The following is a 26,393-nucleotide window of genomic DNA, read 5'->3' as shown; positions in this document are numbered from 1 at the left end:
AAATGCCAGACAGCACACGCATGTTGATCGAAGTTAGCGGCAGCGACCGCGAGGATTTCCTGCAAGGGCTGGTCACCAATGATCTGTCCAAACTGTCGGACGGCATCGTCTACGCGGCGCTGCTCACCCCGCAAGGCAAGTTTCAGGTGGATTTCTTTCTGGTCCCTTGGAAGGACGCGATCCTGATCGACGTCGCGGCCCCCTATGGCGACGCGCTGATGCGGCGGCTGACCTTCTACAAGCTGCGCGCCGATGTGAAGCTGCACGAATTGAAGGTCGATGTGACACGCGGTGTGGGCAACATGCCGGACGGGGCCTATCCCGATCCGCGCCACGAAGCCCTTGGCTGGCGCGCCTACGGGCCGGGCTTTGCGTTTGAAGAACAGGCCGATGTGGATTGGGACGCGATTCGCGTGGCGCATTGCATTCCCGAGATGGGCATAGAGTTGGTCGCCGATGATAGTTTCATTCTGGAAATGGGGTTCGAGCGGCTAAACGGCGTCGATTTTCGCAAAGGCTGCTATGTCGGTCAGGAAGTCACCGCGCGTATGAAGCACAAGACTGAGCTGCGCAAAGGTCTGGCCTTGGTCAACATCGACGGCGAAGCCCCTGTCGGCACGCCAATTGACGCCCATAACAAGGCGGTCGGCACGCTCTATACCCAATCCGGCGGGCGGGCGATTGCCTATCTGCGGTTTGATCGCGCTACCGAGGGCATGACAGCCGGCGATGTCCGTGTGGACTACGTGCGGGACTGACGCGGCGCCGCGCTTGCCACCGGACGCGGCCGCTATGAGTCTTGGATTTTCAGGATCCTGACGTGCTTTTTGACCTCTTCACGAACCTCGCCAAAGCTGCGCAAACCCCGCGCTTCCAGTATCGGCATCAATGCCACCAGAACCTGCGCGGTGGCCATCGCGTCACCCAGCGCCGTGTGCCGCAACTCTGGTGGAATTTCGACCGATAGCCGGTCGCAGATAGCATCCAACGTGTGCTCGGAAGACCCGCCGAACACCACTGCCGACAGATGCACGGTATCAAGGACCGGATTGTCGAACCGAGGCGCATCCTTAGCCGCGTCGCGATGCAAAAACGCCATATCAAACGGCGCGTTATGGGCGACAATCACGGCCCCTTGAGCAAAGCGGTGAAACGCTGCGCGCGCCTGGGGGAAAGCTGGCGCATCGGCGACCATCGCATCGTCGACATGATGCACCTTGGTCGAGCCTGGCGGGATCGGGCGGCCCGGATTAACCAAAGTCTCGAACCTCTCGGTCGCAACGATCTTGCCGTTCACAACACGCACCGCGCCCAATTGCACGACATCATCTTTGGCGGGGTCAAGGCCCGTCGTTTCGCTGTCAAACACCACGAAAGTCAAATCGCGCATCGCGGTGTCATTCGGATCGGTGGACTGCGTTTTCTCAAACAAGTCAAAGTCATAGACCAACGGGCGCTCGGCATGTGGCGCAAGCGGCTCCAGCATCAACGTGTAGCTTTCATCGGCTTCGAACAGGCGGATATGGCCGGAATAAATCGCGCCGCAATGGCCTTTGATCGCAATCTCGCGCCGAATGGCCCCATCGGCTTTCATCTGCGATAAGGTTTCAAGAAGCGACGGCTTCTCAAGGTAGTCAAAGACAGAGCCGTTCAGGCGAACCGGTGCTTCGCGCTCCATCAGTTCGGCCGCCTGCCCGTCATACAACACGATCTGGTGGTCGCGCGTCGCAACAATCACGGCGACGGGAATATCAGACAAGATACGCAACAGCTGCGCACGCTGATATTCCAGCCGCGCCGTTTTCTGCGCGACGGTCTCAGCGGTCGCCTTGCTGGCCTGTCCAAGCTTTTGCTGAATGGCCGAGGCCGCAGGGGCCAGATCGCCCAGATACTGCGCCGTGCGGGCGTCTATTTCAGCGACCACATCCGCATTGGCCCGCACGCGGAACTGCGCGGCCAGATGCTCGATCGGCTTGCTGACATTCTCGTCGAACAACCGCCAGACAAAGGTCGCCAGCGCCAGAAACCCGAACCCCGAGACAATAGCCACCGTCGCGAAAGCCGACATCGCGGACGGGTCGCCCAATTGCCGATACCCCAGCCAGACTGCGCCCAGAACCACTGCCAACCCGCCGAAGCCGATCAGACAGAAGAACAAGAAGATGCGCAGTCGGAGGCTGAGATGGGTCATGTCATGAGACCTCGCACGCGGCTTTCAAAACGGGATCATCCTGCTCGACCGACCGCCATTGGGCGTTCAAAACATCGCCATCCGCCCCGAACTCGATACCGTCCAACACATCGGCGCGTTTGCCATTGGCACAATCGAACAGCATCGGCACCTTGGCCGTCCGCGTCCAGCGGCCATAGAACACCAAATCAACGATCCGTTGATCAGGTTGCGCCGGATGGGTGCGTACCGACACCTGATCGACCGCAACAAAACGCGCCACGAAGGGTTTGATGTAGGTCCACGGGCGGTAGAACGTAGTTTCTTCTATGGTCTGAGCGACGACCATGCCTTGCGGCATATTCGCCGATGTCCGCGCGAACCATCCGTATTCGCTCGATATTGTCGCCAAAAGCATCGCAGCACCCGCAGCAACGGGCACCAGCCAATTGGGCAAGCGCCCTTTCAGTGTCCGGTTTATCGCCCACACAAGAAGGGCCGCAGCTGCGCCCGCCACGATCGTGCCGATGAGTTCAAAGAACATATGCCCCTCCCTTGTTTCGTTACCCTAGCACGCCGCGCCCCTGCATCAGAGCGGATTGCATCGTTTTGATGACCACAAACGCATCACGCAAATGGCTGCGCTCGAACGCCGACAACTCCGCCGGTGGCAGGAAGTTGTCCGGTGCCTTGCCGTGTTTGATTTGTGCCGCCTGATGTTCCAGACGGCTTTGCGCCACCAGATCATAGGCATCCAGCAAATCCTGCCCGCCACTTTGCGAGACAGCCTTCGCCGCAATAGCCCCCTCCAGCCGGGCGCGGGTGTTGACCACGTCCAGCTTACCTTGCAGCGCGTACATCCGGCCCAGATCAACCACAGGAACAACGCCGTTCAGCTTCATGTCGATGGTGTTGCGGTGCTCGCCGGACCGGATCGTCGCCAGCCCTTTCAACAACCCCAAGGGCGTTGCGTGCGTCAGCGCGTTGCTCGCCATATGGGCGGTAAAAATCGAATTGGCCGCAGCCGCCTCAAGCGTTTGGGTTTGCAGCCCTTCGAACAGGCTCGCGTCACCGCCAATGGGCCGCAGGTCAAACATGACCGAGGCCAGCATCTGCGCCTCTTTGCTGGGGCTTTTGATCCAGTGTTGGAAATAGTCACGCCAGACCGACAAAGGCTGCCGCCAGCGCGGGTTCGTCGCCATCATGTCGCCGGGGCAATAGACGTAGCCGCAGGCATTCAGACCATCGCTCACGTATTGCGCGAAGGGCTCGAAATAAGCCAGTGCCGCCTCGCTCAAATCGTCCTCAAGGATCAGGCAATTGTCCTGATCGGACACGCCGGTTTGTTCTTGCCGCCCTTGGCTGCCGCAGGCCAGCCAGACGTAGCGCGCGGGGGGCGGCCCGAATTTTGCTTCGGCCAGCGCCAGCAAACGGCGCGTTACAACATCGGCTATATCGGTGATCATGCGGGTCACCACATCATGCCGGTTGCCTGCCGCAACCAATTGCACCAGCAGGTTGGGAATGCGTTTGGTCACCTCCGCCAAGCCCTCAGCGGTCTGCGCCTCGGCGGCTTCGGCAACAAAGCCCGCGGTGTTCGACGCCTGAAAGCGGGTCAGGTCGGTTTGCGTCACGATGCCCACCAACTTCTGGCCGGAGACAATCGGCAAATGGCCCAGCCGGTGTTCCATCATCATGTGCAGCACGTCCGACCCGATGGCCGACGGCGGCAAAGTACGGGGCGCGTTGGTCATAACCTCGGCCACGGGTGTGCCGTAGTCCAAGCCCTCTGCCAATGCCTTGCCCGACAGGTCACGCAGCGTGAGGATGCCGACAAGCGTATCATCCTCGGTCACGCACAGGCACGAAATCCGGTGGTCCCGCATCAGTTTGGCGGCGTCCTGAATGGTCATCGACGGTGCGCAGGTCATCGGATCGGGTACCATCAACGTCTCGACCCGCACGCTGGTCAGGTCAAACGCAAGTGCGGCGTCGTTGGTCGTATCCGCGCGGGTCCGGTCAAAGAACCGGCGGTAAGGGTCATGCTCGGCGCGCAGCTGGTGAAAAACGACCGGCGGGATGCAAATCAGCTGGCTGTCTTCCTCCGCACGGGCGGAGGTCACTGCCACCCCGTTGCGCAGCAGCCCACGCTCCCCAAAGGAGTTCTCGCTTTGCAAAAGTGAAATCTCGTGGCCCGCGTCATCGCGCACGCAAACGCTGCCACTGACAACAATATACAGGCCATCCAGCGTATCACCGACATCGTAGACGGTCGCCCCTTTGGCCACGTCAACCAGTTTGACCCGCTTTGCGATCGCGCCAAGCGTCGCCTTCGGCAGCGCATCATACGGGTGGAGGGTGGAGAGGAAAAAGAGGGCGGTGTCAGTCATAAGATGTCCCGCTGTCAGAGCGTTCTTGTCGCTCTCAATGTGCATAGATCGTGAAAAGGGGCCAGCGGGCTAAATGCCGCTGGCCCCGATTGTTTTAGTGGTCGACCGCACCGCCTGCACCAGCTGGTACACGCACGCTTTCGACAAGGTCCTTGATCTCTTGCGGGGTGTCCGCAGTCGACATCGAGACGATGTAGGCCACCGCAAAGTTGATCATCGCACCCACAGCACCGATCGCTGTCGACTGAATACCCAAGAGCGAGCCGTCAACAGTGTCGGGGAAGGAGTTGGTGCCCGCAATGAACAGCCAGCCCTTGTGCAGGAAGATGTAGACCAGCGTGAAGCCAAGGCCCGCCAGCATCCCCGACACAGCGCCCACGTTGTTTACGCGCTTGGAGAAAATGCCCATCATCAAGGCCGGGAAGATCGACGCCGCAGCCAGACCGAAGGCCAGGGCCACGGTTTGCGCCGCAAATCCCGGAGGATTGAGCCCGAGGATCGTCGCCACACCAATGGCAACCGCCATGGCAATCCGCGCCGACAACAGCTCCGACTTCTCGGACATGTTCGGCGTCAGCTGACCTTTCATAAGGTCGTGGCTCACCGCAGACGAGATCGCCAGAAGCAGACCCGCCGCTGTCGACAACGCAGCCGCCAGACCACCTGCCGCCACAAGACCAATAACCCAACTTGGGAGGCTTGCGATTTCAGGGTTCGCCAACACAAGGATGTCGCGGTTAAACTTGGTCAGCTCGTTGCCTTCCCAGCCATTTTCCGCAGCTTTAGCAGCCATCGCGTCGGATTGGTCGTTGTAGTACTGGATCTTGCCGTCGCCGTTTTTGTCTTCCCAATCAAGAAGACCGGTTTTCTGCCACGTCAGCATCCAGTTGTATTCGCTATCGTTTTGGATGGCCTCGACCGAAACGGCCTCATTGCTTGTGCCGTTTGGCCACATCAGGTTGGTGATGTTCAGACGCGCCATGGCACCCACAGCCGGAGCTGTCAGATAGAGCAGCGCGATGAAAACCAACGCCCAGCCAGCGGACCAACGTGCGTCAGACACTTTTGGAACTGTGAAGAAGCGCATGATGACGTGTGGCAAACCGGCTGTACCAATCATGAGCGACAGCGTGAAGAGAACCATGTTCAGGTTGTCTTTATGCGCCTCTGTATAGCTGGCAAAGCCAAGCTCGGTGACGACTTGGTCAAGCTTTTGCAGCAGGTAAACAGACCCTTCACCGCCCGCAGCCGCGGTTTCACCAAACAGGCCAAGCGCCGGGATAGGATTGCCCGTCAGTTGCAGCGAGATGAACACAGCTGGAATTGTGTAGGCCATGATCAGCACGACATATTGCGCCACTTGGGTGTATGTCACGCCCTTCATGCCGCCGAACACCGCATATGCGAACACCACACAAGCACCGATCAACAGACCGGAGGTGTTGGAGATCTCTAAGAACCGGCCAAAAGCCACGCCCACGCCTGTCATCTGCCCGATCACATATGTGGTCGATGCCACGATCAGACAGATCACAGCCACGATGCGCGCGGTCGGCGAATAGAAACGGTCACCGATAAACTCGGACACGGTGAATTTGCCAAACTTGCGCAGATAAGGGGCAAGCAGAAGCGCCAGCAGAACGTAGCCACCCGTCCAACCCATCAGGAAGGTCGAGTTGTCATAGCCGGTGAACGCGATAAGACCGGCCATACCGATAAAGGACGCCGCCGACATCCAGTCCGCCGCGGTTGCCATACCGTTGGTGACAGGGTGAACACCCCGACCAGCGGCGTAGAATTCAGATGTGGAACCCGCGCGGGCCCAGATCGCGATGCCGATATAAAGCGCGAATGACGCGCCCACAAACAGCAGGTTAATTGTAAACTGGTCCATCAGATCAGTCCTCCTCTACGCCGTATTCACGGTCGAGTTTGTTCATCCGCCACGCGTAGAAAAAGATCAGCGCAAGAAAGACGAGGATCGAACCCTGTTGGGCAAACCAGAAGCCCAGATCAGTGCCGCCAACGGAAATGCCCGAGATCATCGGGCGCAGCAGGATGCCGAAGCCGAAGGACACCAGCGCCCAGATGATAAGGCTGATGACGATGATACGGATGTTGGCTGTCCAATAGCCAGCCCCGTCCGCCGCAACCTTTGTATGTGTTGATTGATCCGCCATGGTGGCGCTCCTCCTTAGTTGATGTTCAAATTCGAAACGCCTGACCCGCGGTCCCGGCGTGGTGTCTTCTACGTCGCGCGGTACTCGGCAATCCGGCCCTGATCACACGCAGTACCGTGCGGCAAAAGAAGAGCCCTGCAGTAATCAGACATTTTCACGGGTTCCATCACGGCCTCCTCAAACCAGTGTCGGAAGAGGAAGGTTGATCGCGACGTCAATTTTCCTCGGGGTAATCCCCATAACGCTACGTCATTACGTGTAAAATTTGGACTATCTTACTGGTGTAACTATATTTTTTTGTAAATTAATTTTCAGATAACTTTTCAGGTTGTAAAGATGACCTGCGGCAAGCCGCCAAATTCGAACAAACTCAAAGCGATGCCTGTTAGTCGGTCCAGCCGGATATTGATGTTAGCGCCCAAACAGTTTGGCCGTTTGGCGCAACCCTCCGAAGACCCGCGCCAAACCACGCGTCCTCAGCAGCCTCATCAGAGGGAGCAAAGCTGAAAATGCTCGAATCGAGGCGACCGTTCGCTCCCGCTCAGCAGTGCAGCAAAGCCCTCATCCAGCAGTTGCACAGCCCTGACCTCAGGGTTTCAAGCAGCCGCTACCTGACTGAGACTACCCTTGATCGCGCTCGCGGATCGTCTTCGCAAAGGCTGGAAAAATATCGGGATTCGCGGCGATCATCTGGCCGCCCTCCAGCAGGCTTTGATCCTCGCGGATCGGCTCGATAAAGCCGCCTGCTTCTTTGACCAGCAAGACACCACCCGCGATATCCCAGATGTTCAGGCCCCGCTCCCAATAGCCGTCATACCGCCCAGCGGCCACATAGGCCAAATCAAGCGCAGCGGCCCCCCAACGGCGCACGCCCGCACATTGCGGCAGCAACCGCGCAAGGTCTTGCAGGGCAGCTGGCAAATGTTTGCTGCCGCCAAATGGCAAGCCTGTCGCGAACACGCTTTCGATCATCTTGTGGCGACCTGACACCCGCAGGCGCTGCTCGTTCATAAACGCGCCCTCGCCCTTTTCTGCCACGAACATCTCGTCCTTGGCGGGGTCATACACCACGGCGGAAACGATCTCGCCCTTATGCTCCAAAGCAATCGACACCGCAAAATGTGGCATACCATGCAGGAAGTTGGTGGTGCCATCCAGCGGGTCTACGATCCAGCGCCGCGTCGGATCCGTACCCTCGATCGGGTCGCTTTCCTCACCAACCCAGCCATAGGTCGGGCGCGCATCCATCAGTTGTTCCTTGATGATGGCCTCGGCGGCGGTATCGGCACGGGACACAAAATCCCCCGCACCCTTCATCGAGACCTGAAGGTTCTCGACTTCGCGAAAGTCTTTTACCAGCGACCGGCCAGCCACGCGTGCGGCTTTGATCATTACGTTAAGGTTTGCGCTGCCTTGCATAGGTCATCATCCTGTGGAGAGGTTTGGAGGCGCGTATAGACCCATCCACCGCATAGGGAAAGCCCTTGCGGATACCGCGCTTTTGAACGAGCGTCGCGTCATGTCCGCTGACCGTCCCCTTCTCGGCATCATGCTCATGATCGGCTTTTGCATCCTCGCGCCCATGGGCGACGCGCTGGCGAAGCTGTTAGGCGAGACGATCCCGCTGGGCCAGCTGCTGCTGACCCGCTTCGGCGTGCAAACGGCGGTGCTGGTCCCGCTCGCGCTGCTCACAGGCCGCACGTTGCTGATGTCGGGACGGGTGTTGCGGCTCACCGTGCTGCGCTCGGTGCTGCATATCATCGGCATCGGCGCGATGTTTTCGTCCCTGCGCTTCCTGCCCTTGGCTGACGCAGTCGCGATCGCCTTCGTCATGCCGTTCATCATGCTGTTGCTCGGAAAATACGTGCTGGACGAGGAAGTCGGCATGCGCCGCCTACTCGCCTGCGTCGTCGGTTTCATCGGCACGTTATTCGTGATCCAGCCCAGCTTCGCCGCCGTCGGCGCCCCTGCCCTTTTGCCCTTGGTGGTCGCCGTGGTCTTTGCCCTGTTCATGCTGGTGACGCGGCAGGTTGCAAAACACGCGGACCCGATCAGCCTTCAGGCCGTCAGCGGGGTAGTCGCGTCCTTCATCCTGGCTGCGCTCTATCTCATCCCCGGCACCGAGGTGATCGAGCAGTTCCAATTTGTCACGCCCCAAGGCACCGACGTCTGGTCCATGCTCGTCGCCATCGGCCTGCTTGGCACCTTCGCGCATCTGGTTATGACGTGGAGTCTACGCTTCGCGCCCTCCGCCACCGTCGCCCCGATCCAGTATCTGGAAATCCCCATCGCCACGATGGTCGGCTTCGCGGTCTTCGGCGACTGGCCCAACAGTTTGGCGATGCTCGGTATTTGCATCACCATGGCCGCGGGCCTTTACATCCTGATGCGGGAGCGGAACATGGCCAAGCTTGTGCCCCCCGCCGCCTAAACCTTCTCCGGTGCGCGTTGCAGTTTCAACGGCTCGGTACGCGCCAACCGGATCACATTCGCCATAAACGGCTTCGACGTGTCCTCGCTGCGCGTCGCCGCATAAAGCCGCTTGGTGCGCCCGCCCTTGGTCAATGGCCGCGTGACGTAGTCCGAATTATAGCGCACCTCGCGCACCACCCAGTCCGGCAGCACCGCCACGCCACGGTTGGACGCGACCAGCAGCAAGATCACCGCCGTCAGTTCCACCTGTCGCATGGCTTTCGGCTCCACCCCCGCAGGGGCCAGCAACTCGGTGAACACATCGAGCCGCGTGCGGTCTACAGGATAGGTGATCAGCAACTGGTCGCGGAAGTCCTCTGCCTCGATATAGTCCTTTTGCGCCAACGGGTTCTGTGACGACGCAACAAACACCGGCTCGTAGTCAAACAGCGGTGTAAAATCCACGCCCGGCAGGTCTTCGGGGTCCGACGACACCACCAAGTCCACCTCTTCCCGCATCAATGCCGGCAGCCCGTCAAAGGACAGTCCGGGGCGGATATCGACATCCACATCCGGCCAGTTCTTGCGGAAGCCCTCCAACACCGGAAACAACCATTCAAAACAGGCATGGCACTCAATCGCGATATGCAAACGCCCCGTCTTGCCGACGCGCAGCCCTTCGAAATCCGCCTGCATCGCCTCGACCTCTGGCAAAATCCGCTCCGCCAACCGCAGCAGCTTCATCCCCGCCGAGGTCAATTTCATCGGCTTGGCGCGGCGGATGAACAGCTCCACCCCCGCCTGATCCTCAAGCCCCTTGATCTGATGGCTCAGCGCGCTTTGGGTTATATTCAGCCGGTCAGCGGCCTTGGCCAGACCGCCCGCCTCGTGAATGGCACGCACGGTCCGGAGGTGGCGAAACTCGATATGCATACGATCCTCATAATGATGGTGAAAGTTATGAATTTGTCTCACATGGCACGGCATGGCACAAGGCATCAACCCCAATAGGATACCCGCTATGACCCGCCCCAACGTCTCGTTCGAATTCTTCCCGCCCAAATCCGTCGAAGCCAGCTTCCGCCTTTGGGACACCATCCAGATGCTTGCCCCCTTGGACCCGACCTTCGTCTCCGTCACCTATGGTGCAGGTGGGACGACACGCGAACTGACCCATGAAGCCGTCACCGCCCTGCACAAAGCCACCGACCTGCGCGTCGCGGCGCACCTGACCTGCGTGGACGCCACCCGCGAGGAAACCCTTGCCATCGCCCGCGATTATATCAAGTCGGGCGTGACCGACATTGTCGCCCTGCGCGGCGATGCGCCCAAGGGTCAGGACTTCACGGCCACCAAAGATGGCTTTGCCTCTTCCATCGAGTTGATCGAGGCGCTGAAAACCGAGACCGAAGCCACGATCCGCGTCGGCGCCTACCCTGACAGCCACCCCGAGGCGGGCTCCATGGAGGCCAACATCGCCTACCTGAAGCGCAAGTTCGATGCGGGCGCGGATGCGGCGATCACCCAGTTCTTCTTCGAGGCGGACACCTTCTTCCGTTTCCGTGACGCCTGTGTGAAGGCCGGTATCGACAAGCCGATCCTGCCGGGCATCTTCCCGATCGAGGACTGGACCCGCGCCAGCAACTTCGCCAAACGCTGCGGCACCGTAGTGCCCGCATGGCTGGAGGAGGCCTTCACCACCGCAATCCGCGACGACCGCCACGACCTGCTGGCGCAATCCGTGGTGACCGAGCTGTGCTCCGACCTCGTGGACGGCGGCGTGGACCACCTGCACTTCTACACCCTGAACCGCCCAGAGCTGACCCGCGACATCTGCGCAGCCCTCGGCGTGACCCAGAAAGTGGCTTTGGCGCAAGTGGCGTAACGCTGCCGGTTGCACCTGTCGGGCCTGTCTCCTACCGTCTCCCCGACATCCCCTAGGAGACAGGCCCGACCCTATGCCCGAACAATTTCTGCCAGATAATCCGGATCAGTTGCCAACCCGCGAGACGACCCTGTCGATGTCGGGGCTCGAGTTCATGCAGAAAATCCTTGGCGGCGAGCTGCCGCTGGCCCCCATCGCAAACGGGCTGAACTACCAACTCCATAGCGTGAAACCCGACGAGGTAATCTTTCGCGGCGCACCCGGATTTGACCAAATGAACCCCACCGGCACCATTCACGGCGGCTGGTACGGCACCCTTCTGGACAGCGCCATGGCCTGCGCGGTGATGACCCGTGTTGCGAAGGGATCGGTATATACGACTTTGGAATATAAGGTAAATATCATCCGCCCGATCCCGTCGGGCATGACGGTAGATTGCGTCGGCACGGTCGAGCACGCGGGCCGCTCCACAGGCGTCGCAACGGGTAAAATCATCGGCGTGGACGACGGCAAGCTCTACGCCACGGGCTCCACGACCTGCATCATCATGACGCCAAAGTAGATCGGGTTTAAGCGCATGATTGTCCGCGCAGAAGCAATTGTCAGCTTTGCGGCCTTTTCTGACCTTCGCTGCAAAGGTATCAATGTCCGGTTTGATGAACCGTGCAACAAACGGCGCGGACTGTGTGGATTATGGAAAGTGGAATGGTGTTAAAACAGTCCGCAAGGATCGTTTGACACGGCTACAGATCAAAATTCGTTGGCATCATCACAACGTCACGGATTGTCATGCCGCGTGGTCGCGTAAGCATGAAAAGCACAACCTCCGCGACGTCTGCTGGTTCGAGCAGACTTCCATCCTGTCGCGCCTTCTCCAACTTTTCAGCTGGCCAGTCGTCCAGCAGTGCGCTGACAACCGGACCCGGCGAGATCGAACCTACTCGGATACCGTGCTTGAAAACCTGTCTGCGCACAGTCTGGACAAAGCAGTTTATCGCCCATTTCGATGAGGCGTAAACCGGTTCCCAAGGCGTCGGGAAATGGGCGGCGAGAGAGCTGGTCACAATGATGTCGCCTGTGCCGCGTGCAATCATGTGTGGCAGCACATCATGCACGTTCTTCATCACGACGTTAACATTCAGGTTCAGCATCATATCGATGGCTTTTGTGTCAGCGTCGACAAGATCACCGCCCACGTAAGTTCCTGCGTTCGCGTGAAAAATGTCGATGCTGCCCGCAACGTCTATAATACGATCTACCATCGAAGCGCACATTTCTGGATCAAGCAGGTCCACTTCAAGCGGTATGATGTTGCCGCCCAGCCTTTCCTTTGCCACGTTCAACGCTTTAACATCGCGGTCAATCATCACGACCCGCGCGCCGGCCGCCAGGAGTGCTTCTGTGCTGGCTAAACCGATACCCGATGCGGCACCCGTTACAGCCGCGACTTTATCGGTGAGATTCTCTGCCATTTGTGACGTCCATAAAATCTGAATGCACGACTATCGTAATAAGGCAGAGACCTTTTGTGAACCGGTCTTACGAAGCTCAAACCGGACTCTCGACACACATGCCCGTCGGTCAAGAATGCTCTCCCGCCCTGGGCATGAAGGTGGCTTTCATCACGCGGTTATGAGCATTGGTAACCATTCCTTGAGGCTGATACGCGCAAAGCATGTTCACCCATGCGCCTACTCTTTTGCAGCCCGATCCCCTACCTATGAGACGTACTCCACTGCACAGCAGGGAGGCAGACAGGGCCGTAAGCGGCTTGCCTATTATGGCTCTGAAACTGTCTAGCAGGCACTCGCCAAGTCGCGGGTGCCTGCGGACAACTTACCCCTCCAGACACCACCGCATAACGGCCTTCTGCGCATGCAAGCGGTTCTCGGCCTCGTCAAAGATCACCGAGTTTGGCCCGTCCATCACTTCAGACGTCGCCTCGTCATCGCGGTGCGCAGGCAGGCAATGCATGAACAAGGCGTCCGGTTTGGCGTGGTCCATCAACTTCTTGTTGACCTGATATCCGCGCAATTGGTTATGCCGACGCTCCCGCGCCGATTGAGGATCGTGCATGGACACCCATGTGTCTGTGACCACCAGATCCGCGCCTTCCACGGCCGTCTGCGGGTTGCGTTCAATGGAATACAAGCCGTCCAAAGACGCCTCCGGATCCAGCGGCGGCGGGCCAGAGAACACCAGATCGAACTCGAACTGCTTGGCCGCATGCGCGAAGCTGGCAAAGACGTTGTTCCCGTCACCGGCCCACACGACCTTCTTGCCTTTGATTGGCCCGTTAAGCTCCTCAAATGTCAGGATATCAGCCATGATCTGGCAGGGATGCGTGCGGTCCGTCAGCCCGTTGATCACAGGCACAGTCGCGTATTCGGCCATCTCCAGCAGCGTGTCTTCCTCGAAGGTCCGCATCATGATCAGGTCGACATAGCGCGACAACACGCGGGCGGTATCGGCAATCGTCTCGCCATGGCCCAATTGCATGTCGGAGCCGGACAGAACCATCGTTTGCCCCCCCATCTGCCGCACGCCCACATCAAACGACACCCGCGTCCGTGTCGAGGGCTTCTCGAAGATCAACGCGACCATGTGGTCCTTTAGCGGCAGGTCATCATCCAACGCCCCTTTGGGACGGCCGGCGCGGGATTTCTTCACCGTCAACGCCGTGTCGATAATCTGCCGCAGGTCGGCAGGGTCGGTTTTGTGGATATCCAGAAAATGCTTCACGCCGCGCCCTCCAGGGCTGTCGCCGCCCGATCAAGACGCGCCACGGCCTCTTTGGTTTCATCGTCGGAAATGGTCATCGCAGGCAACAGCCGGATCACGTTGTCGCCACCCGGAACAGTCAGCAGGTGCTGCTCATAACCCGCTGCCACCACATCCGTATTCGGCACCACGCACTTCACCCCGATCATCAAACCAGCCCCACGCACCAGCTCGAAAATCGTCGGGTGAGACGCCACCAGCCCCTCAAGGCTTTGCCGCAGCAGGCCGGATTTGCGCGACACTTCGGCCAGAAAATCATGATCCGCGACAATATCCATCACCGCAGACCCGACCGCGCAGGCCAACGGGTTTCCCCCATAGGTCGAGCCATGGGTACCAGCCGTCATCCCGCTCGCAGCATCTTCAGTGGCCAGGCACGCGCCCAGCGGGAAGCCGTTGCCGATACCCTTGGCCACCGCCATGATATCCGGCGTGATGCCCGCCCATTCATGCGCGAACAGCTTGCCCGTCCGGCCCATACCACATTGAATTTCATCGAAAATCAGCAACACGCCCGTGCTGTCACACATATCGCGCAGGCCTTTCAGGCAGGCATCGGGCAGCGGAATAATCCCGCCCTCGCCCTGCACCGGCTCCACGATCACCGCGGCAATCGTGTCGTCCAACGCCTCTTGCAACGCATCGTGGTCACCCGCGGTCAGGTTCACAAACCCCGGCAACAACGGCCCGAACCCCTTGGTCAGCTTCTCCGATCCCGCCGCCGAGATCGTCGCCAAGGTCCGCCCGTGGAAGGAGCCCGTAAAGGTGATGATATTCACCCGCTCCGGCTGGCCTTTGTCATACCAGTATTTCCGCGCCATCTTGATCGCGCATTCCATCGCCTCCGCACCGGAATTGGTGAAGAACATGGTATCCGCAAACGTGGCTTCACGCAGCTTCTCGGCCAGTTCTTCTTGATGCGGGATGTGATACAGGTTCGACGTATGCCACAGCTTCGCCGCCTGATCTTGCACCACCTTTACCAAGGTCGGATGCGCGTGGCCCAAGCCCGTCACCGCGATGCCGCCGGCCATGTCCAGATATCGGGTGCCGTCACGATCTATCAGCCAGCTTCCTTCGCCAGTCTCAAAGCTCATTTTCGCCCGTGAATAGGTCGGCAGTACGGCAGGTATCATCGCGTGGGTATCCTTTACGCAGAGGAAATCCAGATATTCAGGAAGTTCCGGAGCAAGTCAATTTGAATGAGGGTAGAGAGGTGCGCCATGCGCACAGATGATCAGACGCTGGATTAGCGTCGGCGTCGCAGCAAAATGATATATGCGGTCTTGATCATGGAACCGCACCTAAGCCCCGCCGCGCACGCTGTCCAGATTTTTCTCATGCCCCGCCAAATACCACTCCGCCGGATTCTCGACACACAGCATGTAGAGTTCAGCTATGCGGACAAAGGTACGGTCGCCATTCCCTGACTTAAAGGCCGCTTTACACATCATCGTGCGAGTTGTCGTTCCTTATCGCAATGTCCGCCATCATGTGTGACGCTATTCTCTGAAAACCTAGGGAAGAAGTGTGATGAAAAATAAGCTACTTGCGTTGGGATTGGGCGGGACTTTGCTTGCTGCACTTTGCTGCTTCACACCATTTTTACCGATTGTTCTGACAGCGTTTGGCCTGACAGGGTTGCTTGGCGTGGTCTATAACGACACTGTTTTATTACCGGTTTTGGCCGGATTTCTCCTACTAACGGGATACGCGATATGGCGACAGAAGCAGCACAAGTAAATTTGCAATCGACGCTTACCTGTCCGTTGTGCGGGCATGTTGAAACTGAAACCATGCCGACAGATGCATGCCAATGGTTCTACGAATGCAAGTCGTGTCAGACAGTTTTGAAGCCGCTGGAAGGTGACTGTTGCGTCTATTGTTCTTACGCGACGGTGCCATGTCCACCGATCCAAGAAGGTAAGTCTTGTTGCGCTTAGCGGACATGCGACGTTAGGCATCAACTAGGTTACTTCGGGCTCAAACCGTCATTTCCCGCACGAAACTCGAAGACCTTTGTTGGTTCATTTGTCAGCCTGAAGGCCCAACTATCTGACTCCCTCAACATCCCTCCAGCCCGCATCGCGCCCCTTTCGCACCGCCCCCGCAAGACACGGACTGATCCAAACTTGTATCCCGACGCATTGGCCTCTAAATTAGGGGCAACTGGAAAAGAATAAGCCGCCCTCGCAGCATCTCGGGGCGGTTTGTCGTTTGAAGAGGCTACACCGCATGTCATGGACCGATGATCGCGTCGAAGTGTTGAAAAAGATGTGGGGCGAAGGAAAATCCGCCTCGCAAATCGCCAAGGAATTGGGCGGCGTGACCCGCAACGCGGTGATCGGCAAGGTGCACCGTCTGGGCCTGTCGAACCGCTCTGGCGGGGCAAGCCCGGCCAAAGCTGCCGCCACACCCAAGGCAAAGCCAGCAGCCAAGCCCAAACCGGCCGAGAAACCCAAGGCCGCAGCCGAAGCCGAGGCGAAACCCGCCGCGCCGGTCAACCGCCCCCTGGGCCGCCCGAAACTGGTCGTGACCGCGGGCCAGCCCCTGCCACCACAGCCATCCGCCAACGAAATCAGCCCCGAGGCACTGGCCTCCGTGCGCGAGGTCGAAAAGAAGGCCAAACGCCTCTCCGTGATGGAGCTGACCGAGCGGACCTGCAAATGGCCCGTAGGCGACCCCGCGACCGAGGATTTCTGGTTCTGCGGCCTGCCCGCGCAACAAGGCAAACCCTACTGCGAGGCCCATGTCGGTGTGGCGTTCCAGCCAATGTCCGCACGTCGCGACCGCCGCCGGTAATCTTCACGGGCAACCTTGCCAAAAAAGATCAAGCGTCATAGCCTAAATGCTATGGCGCTTTTTTCGTGCTATATTGTTTAATGAATTTTCAGGTGCACCATGGGCAACGAGCGCGTTTCTTTGAAATGGAAAGTAGAAGGCGGCATTCACTATTCGATGCTGCAAAACCCCACGTCATCGGCCTATGTTCCGGGCGAAGACATCAAGTTTTTCAGTGAGCAGGACACCTGCCCCAACGGCCCGACCGGCAAAAGTTCCGACAAGAAGTTCGAGACGATGCCGCGTGGCAAACGCGCCAACAAAAATATCGCCAACATGAAAAGCCCGTTCTCCAGACCCAGTAGCGCCGCGACACGCCCCGCCGTTCAGCGTCGCGCAGGGATTGGCCAAGGTGCGAAGTCAGGTCTGGCCGAGGTCGCCTTGATCGCCACCTCACGCATGTATCTCGCCTCGCTGGACAACCGTTTCTGGGAGGCCATCCAGGACATGTCCCGCGACATTGTCGACGGCATCAAAAAACATGGCGGCGTGCTGATCGTCGGGCGCGTCTCGATGATGCCGACCCCCAATCCCGACACGGGTATCCGGCAAACATTCTTCTACGACGCCTATATCAAGGACGGCGCCAAATCCATTGACGAGCTGTTCACTCCGACCGTCAAATCCGACGCCACACCGGCCTTTGTCGGCCCGCAACCTTGGGCCGGTCTCAGCAAGACCAAACCCGCCTCCATGGGCCCGCGCGAGACGGCGTTTATCGGGGCTGCAAAATACGGACCACCCAAAGCGTGGGTGCCGCCAAGGGGCTATATGGTGCTTGGGGAATACAAGGTCTTCGCCACCTCGACCACCAACGCCAAGCGCTAACCTGCCGCGCTAGTTCCCGCCCAGCAAGCCCCGAAGCGCGTCTTTGGCCTTGTTCTCAAGGCCTTCCTTCAACGCATCCTCCACGCTCTGCCCGTCCTTACGGACCACACCCAGCTCGTCCTCCAGCTTCGCTGCGGCCTTCTCCTTCAACTCGGCCTCTCTGGCTTTCGCCTTGGCCCGCAGCTCGTCCTCTTTCGCTTTGGCCTGCGCTTTCAGCTTCTCTTTTTCCGCCTCAAGTTCGGTGTCGAGTAACGCCTTCAGGTCAGGCCGGAACCGGATATTGCTCCACGGTCCTTCAATGATCACAGGAACGCGGATGCCGTCTTTCAGCCGTCCCGCCAAGGCCACAGGAGCCAGCCGGTATTTGATCGTCTGCCCGCCAAGATCAACGACCCCGTTGCCCGTCGCGGTCAGCAGTTCAGCGGCAAAATTCAGGTCCGAGTTGCTCAGCACCCCGCCCTCGATCGTGAAGCTGGCGGTGATGTCGTCAAACACCGTCTTCGAGCCTTCCCCTTGGTAGGACGCATCAAGGTTCTTGATCATCCCCGCAATATCCAGCCCCAGCAATTCCCCGCTGCCCACATCCAGACGGCCAGAGCCTTTCAGCCCGTTCATAATCTCGTTCATGGTGCTGCCGACGCCAAGAAATTGCAGCGACATCGACGCGTCACCCACTAGGCGGTCAAACCCCGCAAAATCGTTCAGCAAGCGCTGCATGGCCACGCTGGACGCTTTCAGATCACCGCCCACCGACAGCCCGCCGCGCCCGTTCACCACAAACTGCCCCGACACGCCGCCGTCAAAAACGCCGACATTGGCCAGATCCAGCACCAGTCGTGCGCGGTCCAGCGAGCCGCTTAGATCCGTGCGCGCCAACTGGATGGAGCCCAGATCAATCGCATTCGCCTTCAGCGAAAACTCCCCGTTCACGCCCGACAGCCCCGACACGTCAATCCGCGCATCCGACCAGCCGCCCGCGCCCGCGTTGGCGGCGCCGTCACCCTCGGACGTATCCGTGCTCATGGCCGAGAAATCCAGACTGTCACCTTGCAAACGCGCCGTCACATGAGGCGTGTCTTTCAGCGTCACATCCAGCGCACCCGTCAAGCGGTTCTGGTCCAGATCAATCGTCGCCCCGCGCAAAAATACCTGATTATCCGCGGTCAGCGTCAGCTCTCCCGACACCTTGACCTTCTGCCCCAGCCCTTCCGGTATCCGCGGTGCCGCCTGATCCATCAGCGCAAACAACGCGGTCTGGTCGACCACTGATCCGGTCATGGCCCCTTTGGCCTGCACAGGGTCCAGCCCCGCGCTGCCCTCAAAACTCACGCTGTTGCCGCCCGCGCTTGCCGTCATATCCACGCCTTGCACGCCGCCATCCAGCAGTTGCTGCACGCCGTTGATCGTGGCCGCAAGCTTGACCGACTGGCCCTTATACAGGCCCGACATCTCGACCCGCCCCGCGCCTTTCAAATCCAGCAGCTTCACCGTCGCGTCCAGTGCCGTCAGCACATAGGACTGCCCCGCCTGCGCGTCGACATACTCGACCGAGCCATTGGTGATCTGCGCCAAAGGCAGTGACACATCCGCCGAGCCGCCACCGTCCTCGCCGCCGCCCAACTCGGTCACGAAATCCCAGTTGGCTTTGCCGTCTTTGGATTTCTCCAGCCGGATCACCGGCGACTGGATGTCGAACGCTTCCACCACAATGTCGCCGCCCAAAAGGGCCGAGAACCCCACGCCCATCTCCATCGACGCGGCTTCCAGCATCGGCCCCTTGCCCGACCACTCCGCGTTGGAGATCGCCACGTCCTCCAGCTTCACGCCCAAGCGCGGAAATATCTGCGGCGACACATCCCCCGCAATACTGAGCGCGCGGCCCGTGTTCTTCTCGAACTGCCCTTCCGCAAACCGCGCGATCTTGGCCGTGGGTATCAAAAACAACCCCGCCACGGCGAGCACCACAAGGGTGATCAACGTAATCGCAATCCGGATAATCCAACGCATAGGGCCTGCTCCTCTTATGGGTTTTTCCACAAGGTAGGCCGTCACGGGGCGGGCTACAACGATTTAGCGCAGGTGATCTTAGACTGCGTCTTACAGTGTCAAATTCGATCCTCCCAAACGGTTGCTTTGCTAACGACGCTGGTTCAATCTGATCAAAATTACTTAAGGATATTTGGATGCGCCCAGATTATTTGAAGCAGGGAGAAATCGCCCGCCTTTTTCCTGTCCTAGCGACAACGTCCAAAGAAGGCCGAACAACCTCAATTGTCCTTTCCTGCCTTTCGCGCGTTCAAGAATTCGGCAACGAGATGCTGACTTCGGTTGGAGTGAAAATTGGCAAGCGCTCACAAATCGAATGTTACACAGAGATTGTTTTCCAAGCCGAGAAAATCAAACCCAATGATCGGCCCGATGGTTTAATCGTTGTCAAAAACGGCTCGCGGGAATGGCGTGCCCTAGTTGAAGCCAAAGTTGGTAACGCGACACTCGGAGCTGAACAAATTGAGAAATACCGCGCAATAGCGAAAGAACAGGGCTGCGACGCAGTTATAACTATTTCCAACGAGTTCACTTCAGCAATAAAAAACCATCCGATCGCAGACGTGCGCAAAAGCAGATCAAAGATCCCTGTCTTTCATTGGTCATGGATGTTCATCCTGACGAATGTAGGCTTACTACTTGCCAATGAAGAAATCGAAGACACTGATCAAGCGTTGTTACTCAACGAGTTACGCCGTTTCCTAAGCGACGATAGCGCGGGAGTTAAGGGGTTTGAGCGGATGCCGCCAGAATGGTCTGACATCAACAAACTGGTTTCCACAGGCGGAAAAATACTAGCCAAGTCCGACGAAGCGACAAGCGTGATAGAAGCATGGCATCAGGAAACCAAAGACCTCTCTTTGATACTGACACGAATGACCGAAACATATGTGCATGAACGCCTACCGCGAAAGCACATCGCAGACCCCGTGCAGCGACAAAAAGACGAGTTGGCATTGTTGCGTGAAGACAACCAACTTCAAAGCACACTGGACATTCCCGATGCGGCAGCACCATTAGAAATCATTGCAGATATCTCTCGTCGAACAATAGACGTTGGCATGTTGCTAAAAGCGCCCGAGGATAAAAAATCCTCGAAGGCACGCCTGAATTGGCTCTTACGTCAAATTCCCAATGACGCTTTAGAAGGCCTCACAGTTCGCTGCAATTGGCCGGGTCGAAGTGAAGCCACACAGTTTTCCTACGCTGATCTTCTTACCGCGCCGGAGCTGATCGAAGAAGGTAAATCAGGGCTGCAAGTTATCTCCTTTAACATCTTCCTTTCCAAGCGGCTCGGTGCCCGCTTCACGCAACAAACCAACTTCATAGTTGATCTCGAAGACATCGTTCCCCGCTTCTACCGCGAGATCGGCCAAAACCTCGTCGCATGGCGAAAGAGCGCCCCCAAAATCAAAGCAGACCGCGACGACAGCGAAGACGTCTCCGTCGCCAGCATATCGGAGGACGCCGAAAAGGACGCAATCTAAACCGCGTCCTCCCACTTCCCCCCACCACCAGTCCGTCGTATACGCCCCGTCATGGCCCAGAACCCCCCAAACCTCCGCCCCGACCTTGCCCCCAAACTCAAGCTCGCCGAGGCCCCCCGCGACGACCAGCCGAAAATCGGCATGGTCTCCCTCGGCTGCCCCAAGGCGCTGGTGGATAGCGAGCGCATCCTCACAAGGCTCCGCGCCGAAGGCTACGCCATCTCCCCCGACTACGCGGGCGCGGAGGCGGTGATCGTCAACACCTGCGGCTTCCTCGACAGCGCCAAGGCGGAATCCCTCGACGCCATCGGCGAGGCCCTCAAGGAAAACGGCAAGGTCATCGTCACCGGCTGCCTCGGGGCGGAGCCCGACTACATCCGCGAGCACCACCCCGCCATCCTCGCCGTCACCGGCCCGCACCAGTACGAGCAGGTGCTCGACGCCGTGCACATGGCCGTGCCGCCCTCCCCCGATCCCTTCATCGACCTGCTGCCCGCCACCGGCGTCACCCTCACGCCGCGCCACTACAGCTACCTCAAGATCTCCGAGGGCTGTAACCACAAGTGCAAGTTCTGCATCATCCCCGACATGCGCGGCCGCCTCGCCTCCCGCCCGCAAAAGGCGGTGATCCGCGAGGCCGAAAAGCTGGTCGAGGCCGGCGTCAGGGAACTCCTCGTCATCTCCCAGGACACCTCCGCCTACGGCACCGACTGGAAGGACCGCCCCTCCAAAGCCCCGATCCTCGATCTGGCCCGCGAGTTGGGCCAGCTAGGCGCGCAAAAGGACCTGTGGGTCCGGCTGCACTACGTCTACCCCTACCCCCATGTGCGCGAGCTGATCCCGCTGATGGCCGATCCCGCGAACGCGATCCTCCCCTATCTCGACATCCCGTTCCAGCACGCCCACCCCGACACGCTCAAACGCATGGCCCGCCCGGCCGCCGCGTCCCGCACGCTCGACGAGATCCGCGCATGGCGCACCGACTGCCCCGACATCACGCTGCGCTCCACCTTCATCGTCGGCTACCCCGGCGAGACGGAGGCCGAGTTCCAGCACCTCCTCGACTGGCTGGACGAGGCGCAGTTGGACCGCGTCGGCTGCTTCCAATACGAAAACGTCGACGGCGCCCGCTCCAACGCCCTGCCCGATCACGTCGCGCCCGAGGTCAAACAAGACCGCTGGGACCGCTTCATGGAGAAAGCCCAAGCGATATCCGAGGCCAAACTGGCCGCCAAAGTCGGCACGACGCTACAGGTGATCGTGGACGAGGTGGAGGACGACGGAGCCACCTGCCGCACCACGGCGGACGCGCCCGAGATCGACGGGAACCTGTTCATCGACGAAGGGTTCGAGGGCCTGAAAGCTGGCGATATGGTCGACGTGCTGGTCGATGAGGCTGGTGAGTATGATTTGTGGGGTCGAATGACCTCCTAGGAAACGATCTGGGGGATCGTTTCGGTCATTCGACGGGCGGAGCCCCGGGGCCAGCGCTTGAGAAACGAAAACGCAATATGAGGTCATATGAAAGCTGGTTGGATATACGCGCTCTATTCCGAAGCAGCTCCACTTCATAAAATCGGCCTTACCACCACGTCGCCCGCGCAACGCATTCGCGAGATCAACCACAGTGTAAACTATGGCCCCTTTGGACCGTGGAAGGAACTTGATGTCAGACGCGTGCGTGACACCTCAAAAGTCGAAGCTGCCCTGCACCGTCGCCTCGCAGCTAAAAAGTCTAATGATATTCCGAATACACGAGAGCTTTTTCATCTTAGTCGGGACGAAGCCCGTGCGGCACTCGACAGCATTCCCGATTCTGACCTTTCTGAAGCCGTGCCCATTCACAACCTACGCGTTGAGCCGGACTTCCTAGAATACTTAATGTTGCTGTTCCAAAATTCAGGTTTGGAAAACTTTCGCGACATTCAAGAAAGCTGGACTTTCTCCCTTTTCCCATCAACCAATGGTTTACGCTTCTTCACACTAAACATTGATAGGCACGAGGTCGCCTTTTCCATTCCGCTTGAAAATGGGGTTCATCAGCATGTGCTTGTCGTAGACAAGCTCATTCGTCGCGACAAAGCCTTCATGCGTCAGCTAAAGGCGATGGGAGCAATTGTGCGGACCTCTCCATACGCGTCGAACTGGGGGGATGCTGTTCTAATCAATATTGAGGCTACATTCATAGATGCCTCCAACCTATTGGACAGCACCACATTTCGGCGCGCGATTTTAGCCTACTGGTATGATGCTCTCCTTCGCATGAAAGAAAAAGGAACACGCAGCTTGCATGCACGCCACCATAACTACGACGCTGTTTCAGAAGTGTTTAGGCACATGGAAGAAAGAAAGCGCTTTCGCGCTCCGGCCTAAGACCCCGATCCCCAAAAAAGGAGCCAGCCCACATGCCAACCCCAAACATCGCGCAAAAAGCCCCCTTCCCCGTCGAGGTCGAAGCAGGAAAATCCTATTTCTGGTGCGCCTGCGGCCAGTCCGCCAAGCAGCCGTTTTGCGATGGCTCGCACAAAGGCTCCGAATTCACCCCCGTGAAGTTCGAGGCCACGGAATCCAAGAAAATCTTCTTCTGCGGCTGCAAGCATTCCGCCGCTCCCGTCACCTGCGACGGCACCCACAACAAGCTCTAGAACAGACGCTCGGCTGAACTCACGCCACAAACCCGCTATTTTGTGCTATATTCTTGTGTCCCGCGCCTTCATGCTCGCGGGGCATACGTCTCTAATGTTCATTCGCATGACAAAGGAAGACACCATGTATGCACGTATTACCCCGTACAAAATGAAGCCCGGCTCGCAGGCCGCAGCGACCAAGGTCATGAATGCCCTCAAGGACAAGATCATGGCGCTGGAAGGCCAGCAAAGCTTTCTGAATGTCTCCAATGACGAAGACGGCACCGGCTATGTGATCTCCACCACGGAGAACGCCGAGACAGCGCCCGAGACCGCCGAGAAGATCAAAGCCCTCTGGGGCGCGTTCTCGGAGTTTTTGGTGGAGCAACCAACGGTCCACAGCTATGACATCGTCGCCGACTGGCGCTCATAGACGGTAGGGCGGGGTTCACCCCGCCACACCCGCAAACCTTAATGCCCCCGAACAATCCGAAACCCTGCCCGACAAAAAGCCGACACTTCGCAGACGCTTTGCCGACCCTCCGCGCGGTGAGTTAACCACCCCGCGCGTCCAGATACATCCGCACGCAATCCTGCACCCGCCGGAACCGGTCCCCGCCCAATTTGACCCCGCCAAACCAGCGCGTGACCACCACAACCTCGCCCAAAATCTCCTCGCGCTCCAGCATCCGCAGGATCACAATTCCCGCCCCCGCCTCGCCGTCGTCGTTCTTCACAGGCGTGCCGTCAGGCAGGATCACAGCCCATGTGTTATGCGTGGCCTTGGAATATTTCTTGTTCCGTTTCAGCATCTTAACAAACGCTGCCGCGTCCTCTCGCGTGGTCACAGAACCACCCGACACGGCGTATTTGGAGCCCCGATCTGTCAGAATATTTTCAAGCTGGATCATGTCAGCACCCTAGGCGCAAAGGTTTTGCGACGGAACCCCGATGCTGCTGCGTTCAAAGAGTATTCGACAGCATCAAGGACAGCAAAAAACCATGTCTCTCAAAGCCTTAGCCCTCAGCCTCGCCATAACCCTCACCGCCGCCACAGCCGTGTATTCGCTAACCAACCGCATCGCGATAGACCATGAATCCCCGCAGATTTGCGTCCTGTCCGACAGTGCAGCCGACCAAGATCTCAAGACCTGCACGGCACCGCCAGCCGAACACCAGACACCCGGTTAAGCGATTGGAAAATTACGATTTTAGAGGCTATCGCTGCACGCCGGACCTTGCCAACCAGTTCCACATGTTCCGGTTTTCGCACTGCTCCGGAGCCGCAACAGGATCGCCCCATTGCCTGTCCAGCCACGCCTTGCACTCCGCCGCAAACCCGCATTTCCGGCAGCTTGTCACCATCCCCGCATAGTCTGACTGGCTCAGCAATCCTTCATGCATTGCAGCGGGCATATCCACGCCCACCGCCCGGGCCATGCCGGTGGTCAGCCATAGATGCGTGCGGGTGTCCCCCATGGGGTGAATTGTATCTGTCATAGCAGCGACTTAGCGCGGGGTGCGGATCAAGACGTTGATCTGCGTCAAACCTGTTATATCAGGCCAACGATCAAAATCACCCAAGCGACTCCGGCCGCAATCGCGCTCAACGCAACTCCCGCGCTGGCCGCATCCTTGGCGTATTTTCCCAAAGCGTCATGCTCGATACCGGACCGGTCCACCGCCGCTTCGACGCCCGTGTTCAACGCCTCGGCAGCCAGTAAAACAAGACCAAGCGCCACAATCAGCGCCCGCCCCTCGGCACTCAACGGCAACCAGAATGCCAGCCCTACGGAGCAGATGTTCAAGACAAACCAGAACCGGAAACTCGGCTCTCCCCGCCAGATCGCGACGACGCCCTCCCACGACCAAAGGCAGCGGTTCATCAACCGCCGCCACTCGCGCGGGACAAAGTCGCTCAAAGCTGGGAATTCACCTTGCGCACCGTCTCGATGCGGCTGGCGTTGGGCGGGTGCGTCCCAAGGAAGCGGTCGCCCGGATCAGGAATGCGGGTAAAGAACTCCGCGCCACGCACAGGGTCATACCCTGCCCGCTTGGCGATAACCGTGCCCAAGGCGTCGGCCTCCAGCTCGTTGTTCTTCGAGTAGGCCCGCGCGCCCACGGTGCCGCCCAGTTGCTGGCCCGCATTCACATCGAGGCCAACCGAGGCGGCGATAATCCCACCGATAATTGCCCCGCCCATCGCCGTTTGCTGTTGCTTGGCAAGGTGTTTGGAAATGTGGTGCGCCGCTTCATGGCCCATCACAAAGGCCACTTCGTCACGGTTCCGCGCATCGGCAATCAGCGCGATGGTGAACCCCAAAATCGGGCGGCCGGATTTATCGAGCGTTTGGAACGCGTTGGGGGGTTGATTGGTCCGCTCGTCCACCACGATCTTGAAGTCGCAGTTTAAGTCGGGGGCCCGCGCACGGCACTCCTGTTCGGCCACGGGTTCGACCTGACGGACAACGGCTTTGAAATTCGCAACCGCCGTGCGCGAAGATACTTTGGGCGGCGAGCCCGCCTTGGTCGTCGTTGTCGGGGCTGGTGCCGGTTTGGAGGCCGGTGTTTCCGCCGTTTCGACAGTACACGCCCCCAGCGCCGCAGCAGCTATGAAAGAAAACACTAAACGCATCGATGAGCCTCTTCTGGTTTTTTTAGAATGTAGCCTCGCAACACCCGCGCGCCAAGCCCGCAGATGATCATTTGCAATTTTGCGCCGTCCAGCCCTACGGTGACACCAGAC

30 protein-coding genes are annotated in these 26,393 nt (G+C 58.9%); 14 read left to right on the top strand and 16 right to left on the bottom strand.

The window, feature by feature from the left end:
* Positions 1-2: 2 nt before the first annotated feature.
* The gene (ygfZ, locus tag BUB72_RS08775; RefSeq protein ID WP_073142869.1) at positions 3-758 is read left to right on the top strand and encodes a CAF17-like 4Fe-4S cluster assembly/insertion protein YgfZ; all 756 of its coding nucleotides are present in this window, start codon (positions 3-5) and stop codon (positions 756-758) included.
* 32 nt (positions 759-790) lie between these two features.
* Here ygfZ and BUB72_RS08770 read toward each other — a convergent pair whose 3' ends face one another.
* The 6 genes from BUB72_RS08770 to BUB72_RS08745 form a co-directional block, all read right to left on the bottom strand.
* Positions 791-2,191: an exonuclease domain-containing protein gene (locus BUB72_RS08770; protein ID WP_073142867.1), complete on the bottom strand. Its 1,401-nt coding sequence runs from the start codon at positions 2,189-2,191 to the stop codon at positions 791-793.
* Position 2,192: 1 nt separating this feature from the next.
* On the bottom strand, positions 2,193-2,714 hold the full coding sequence (locus BUB72_RS08765) for a hypothetical protein (RefSeq protein ID WP_073142865.1): 522 nt from the start codon (positions 2,712-2,714) through the stop codon (positions 2,193-2,195).
* Positions 2,715-2,733: 19 nt separating this feature from the next.
* Positions 2,734-4,560, bottom strand: coding sequence for a DUF294 nucleotidyltransferase-like domain-containing protein (locus BUB72_RS08760; RefSeq protein WP_073142863.1), 1,827 nt, complete (start codon positions 4,558-4,560; stop codon positions 2,734-2,736).
* Between the two features lie 94 nt (positions 4,561-4,654).
* Positions 4,655-6,454 carry a sodium:solute symporter family protein gene (locus tag BUB72_RS08755; protein WP_073142861.1) on the bottom strand — a complete coding sequence of 600 codons (1,800 nt, stop codon included), beginning with the start codon at positions 6,452-6,454 and terminating at the stop codon, positions 4,655-4,657.
* Positions 6,455-6,458: 4 nt separating this feature from the next.
* Entirely contained in the window at positions 6,459-6,740 is a 282-nt protein-coding gene (locus BUB72_RS08750; RefSeq protein WP_073142858.1) for a DUF4212 domain-containing protein, read from the bottom strand.
* A 621-nt stretch (positions 6,741-7,361) separates the two neighbouring features.
* A complete protein-coding gene (locus BUB72_RS08745; RefSeq protein ID WP_073142855.1) occupies positions 7,362-8,159 on the bottom strand; it encodes an inositol monophosphatase family protein in 798 nt (265 codons plus the stop codon).
* Between the two features lie 100 nt (positions 8,160-8,259).
* Between BUB72_RS08745 and BUB72_RS08740 the strand changes: the two genes are divergently transcribed.
* Positions 8,260-9,171: a DMT family transporter gene (locus tag BUB72_RS08740; RefSeq protein ID WP_073142854.1), complete on the top strand. Its 912-nt coding sequence runs from the start codon at positions 8,260-8,262 to the stop codon at positions 9,169-9,171.
* On the opposite strand, the gene BUB72_RS08735 is transcribed toward BUB72_RS08740, so the two are convergent.
* Positions 9,168-10,085 (bottom strand): LysR family transcriptional regulator, encoded by a 918-nt coding sequence (locus BUB72_RS08735; protein WP_073142853.1) that lies wholly within the window; start codon positions 10,083-10,085, stop codon positions 9,168-9,170. The two genes, BUB72_RS08740 and BUB72_RS08735, sit on opposite strands and share 4 nt — an antisense overlap.
* A gap of 88 nt (positions 10,086-10,173) precedes the next feature.
* Between BUB72_RS08735 and metF the strand changes: the two genes are divergently transcribed.
* Positions 10,174-11,037 (top strand): methylenetetrahydrofolate reductase [NAD(P)H], encoded by an 864-nt coding sequence (metF, locus tag BUB72_RS08730; protein ID WP_073142844.1) that lies wholly within the window; start codon positions 10,174-10,176, stop codon positions 11,035-11,037.
* A gap of 73 nt (positions 11,038-11,110) precedes the next feature.
* On the top strand, positions 11,111-11,599 hold the full coding sequence (locus tag BUB72_RS08725) for a PaaI family thioesterase (protein WP_073142843.1): 489 nt from the start codon (positions 11,111-11,113) through the stop codon (positions 11,597-11,599).
* 181 nt (positions 11,600-11,780) lie between these two features.
* Here BUB72_RS08725 and BUB72_RS08720 read toward each other — a convergent pair whose 3' ends face one another.
* The 4 genes from BUB72_RS08720 to BUB72_RS18800 form a co-directional block, all read right to left on the bottom strand.
* Positions 11,781-12,509 (bottom strand): SDR family oxidoreductase, encoded by a 729-nt coding sequence (locus BUB72_RS08720; protein WP_073142842.1) that lies wholly within the window; start codon positions 12,507-12,509, stop codon positions 11,781-11,783.
* A gap of 364 nt (positions 12,510-12,873) precedes the next feature.
* Positions 12,874-13,779, bottom strand: coding sequence for an ornithine carbamoyltransferase (gene argF / locus BUB72_RS08715; protein WP_073142841.1), 906 nt, complete (start codon positions 13,777-13,779; stop codon positions 12,874-12,876).
* Complete coding sequence (locus BUB72_RS08710) at positions 13,776-14,954, bottom strand: aspartate aminotransferase family protein (protein WP_073142840.1); 1,179 nt, start codon at positions 14,952-14,954, stop codon at positions 13,776-13,778. The genes argF and BUB72_RS08710 overlap by 4 nt, the downstream gene beginning before the upstream one ends.
* A 168-nt stretch (positions 14,955-15,122) precedes the next feature.
* Positions 15,123-15,272 (bottom strand): hypothetical protein, encoded by a 150-nt coding sequence (locus tag BUB72_RS18800; RefSeq protein ID WP_175549139.1) that lies wholly within the window; start codon positions 15,270-15,272, stop codon positions 15,123-15,125.
* Positions 15,273-15,351: 79 nt separating this feature from the next.
* On the opposite strand from BUB72_RS18800, the gene merF reads away from it, so the two are divergent.
* The 4 genes from merF (at position 15,352) to BUB72_RS08690 (ending at position 17,487) form a co-directional block, all read left to right on the top strand.
* Positions 15,352-15,561 (top strand): mercury resistance system transport protein MerF, encoded by a 210-nt coding sequence (gene merF, locus BUB72_RS08705; protein WP_073142839.1) that lies wholly within the window; start codon positions 15,352-15,354, stop codon positions 15,559-15,561.
* Positions 15,537-15,761 (top strand): GDCCVxC domain-containing (seleno)protein, encoded by a 225-nt coding sequence (locus BUB72_RS19080; RefSeq protein WP_073142838.1) that lies wholly within the window; start codon positions 15,537-15,539, stop codon positions 15,759-15,761. Before merF ends, BUB72_RS19080 begins: the two co-directional genes overlap by 25 nt.
* A gap of 292 nt (positions 15,762-16,053) precedes the next feature.
* A complete protein-coding gene (locus tag BUB72_RS08695) occupies positions 16,054-16,620 on the top strand; it encodes a GcrA family cell cycle regulator (protein WP_073142837.1) in 567 nt (188 codons plus the stop codon).
* Positions 16,621-16,740: 120 nt separating this feature from the next.
* Positions 16,741-17,487, top strand: coding sequence for a hypothetical protein (locus BUB72_RS08690; RefSeq protein ID WP_134014263.1), 747 nt, complete (start codon positions 16,741-16,743; stop codon positions 17,485-17,487).
* 9 nt (positions 17,488-17,496) lie between these two features.
* Here BUB72_RS08690 and BUB72_RS08685 read toward each other — a convergent pair whose 3' ends face one another.
* On the bottom strand, positions 17,497-19,494 hold the full coding sequence (locus tag BUB72_RS08685; protein WP_073142835.1) for an AsmA family protein: 1,998 nt from the start codon (positions 19,492-19,494) through the stop codon (positions 17,497-17,499).
* A gap of 176 nt (positions 19,495-19,670) precedes the next feature.
* Here BUB72_RS08685 and BUB72_RS08680 point away from each other — a divergent pair, with 176 nt between their 5' ends.
* The 5 genes from BUB72_RS08680 to BUB72_RS08660 all read left to right on the top strand — a co-directional run bounded on the left by BUB72_RS08680 (position 19,671) and on the right by BUB72_RS08660 (position 24,080).
* Positions 19,671-21,020: a hypothetical protein gene (locus BUB72_RS08680; RefSeq protein WP_073142833.1), complete on the top strand. Its 1,350-nt coding sequence runs from the start codon at positions 19,671-19,673 to the stop codon at positions 21,018-21,020.
* A 51-nt stretch (positions 21,021-21,071) separates the two neighbouring features.
* Positions 21,072-22,454 (top strand): 30S ribosomal protein S12 methylthiotransferase RimO, encoded by a 1,383-nt coding sequence (rimO, locus tag BUB72_RS08675; RefSeq protein ID WP_073142831.1) that lies wholly within the window; start codon positions 21,072-21,074, stop codon positions 22,452-22,454.
* A gap of 87 nt (positions 22,455-22,541) precedes the next feature.
* The gene (locus tag BUB72_RS08670; RefSeq protein WP_073142830.1) at positions 22,542-23,393 is read left to right on the top strand and encodes a GIY-YIG nuclease family protein; all 852 of its coding nucleotides are present in this window, start codon (positions 22,542-22,544) and stop codon (positions 23,391-23,393) included.
* 32 nt (positions 23,394-23,425) lie between these two features.
* Positions 23,426-23,665: a CDGSH iron-sulfur domain-containing protein gene (locus BUB72_RS08665; protein ID WP_073142829.1), complete on the top strand. Its 240-nt coding sequence runs from the start codon at positions 23,426-23,428 to the stop codon at positions 23,663-23,665.
* A gap of 124 nt (positions 23,666-23,789) precedes the next feature.
* The gene (locus BUB72_RS08660) at positions 23,790-24,080 is read left to right on the top strand and encodes a hypothetical protein (RefSeq protein ID WP_073142828.1); all 291 of its coding nucleotides are present in this window, start codon (positions 23,790-23,792) and stop codon (positions 24,078-24,080) included.
* A 121-nt stretch (positions 24,081-24,201) separates the two neighbouring features.
* On the opposite strand, the gene BUB72_RS08655 is transcribed toward BUB72_RS08660, so the two are convergent.
* Positions 24,202-24,558 (bottom strand): YigZ family protein, encoded by a 357-nt coding sequence (locus BUB72_RS08655; protein ID WP_073142827.1) that lies wholly within the window; start codon positions 24,556-24,558, stop codon positions 24,202-24,204.
* Positions 24,559-24,649: 91 nt separating this feature from the next.
* Here BUB72_RS08655 and BUB72_RS08650 point away from each other — a divergent pair, with 91 nt between their 5' ends.
* Positions 24,650-24,838 (top strand): hypothetical protein, encoded by a 189-nt coding sequence (locus BUB72_RS08650; protein WP_139250636.1) that lies wholly within the window; start codon positions 24,650-24,652, stop codon positions 24,836-24,838.
* A 27-nt stretch (positions 24,839-24,865) separates the two neighbouring features.
* Here BUB72_RS08650 and BUB72_RS08645 read toward each other — a convergent pair whose 3' ends face one another.
* Genes BUB72_RS08645 through BUB72_RS08635 form a run of 3 tightly spaced genes read right to left on the bottom strand, consistent with a single transcriptional unit; the run spans position 24,866 to position 26,282 of the window.
* The gene (locus BUB72_RS08645; protein WP_073142825.1) at positions 24,866-25,147 is read right to left on the bottom strand and encodes a DUF6455 family protein; all 282 of its coding nucleotides are present in this window, start codon (positions 25,145-25,147) and stop codon (positions 24,866-24,868) included.
* A gap of 53 nt (positions 25,148-25,200) precedes the next feature.
* Complete coding sequence (locus tag BUB72_RS08640) at positions 25,201-25,533, bottom strand: diacylglycerol kinase (RefSeq protein ID WP_073142824.1); 333 nt, start codon at positions 25,531-25,533, stop codon at positions 25,201-25,203.
* Between the two features lie 32 nt (positions 25,534-25,565).
* Complete coding sequence (locus BUB72_RS08635) at positions 25,566-26,282, bottom strand: M48 family metallopeptidase (RefSeq protein ID WP_073142823.1); 717 nt, start codon at positions 26,280-26,282, stop codon at positions 25,566-25,568.
* Positions 26,283-26,393 lie beyond the last annotated feature (111 nt).

Source organism: Litoreibacter ascidiaceicola (assembly GCF_900129235.1).
Taxonomy (GTDB): Bacteria; Pseudomonadota; Alphaproteobacteria; order Rhodobacterales; family Rhodobacteraceae; genus Litoreibacter; species Litoreibacter ascidiaceicola.
This window is presented reverse-complemented; position numbering and strand designations above follow the sequence as displayed.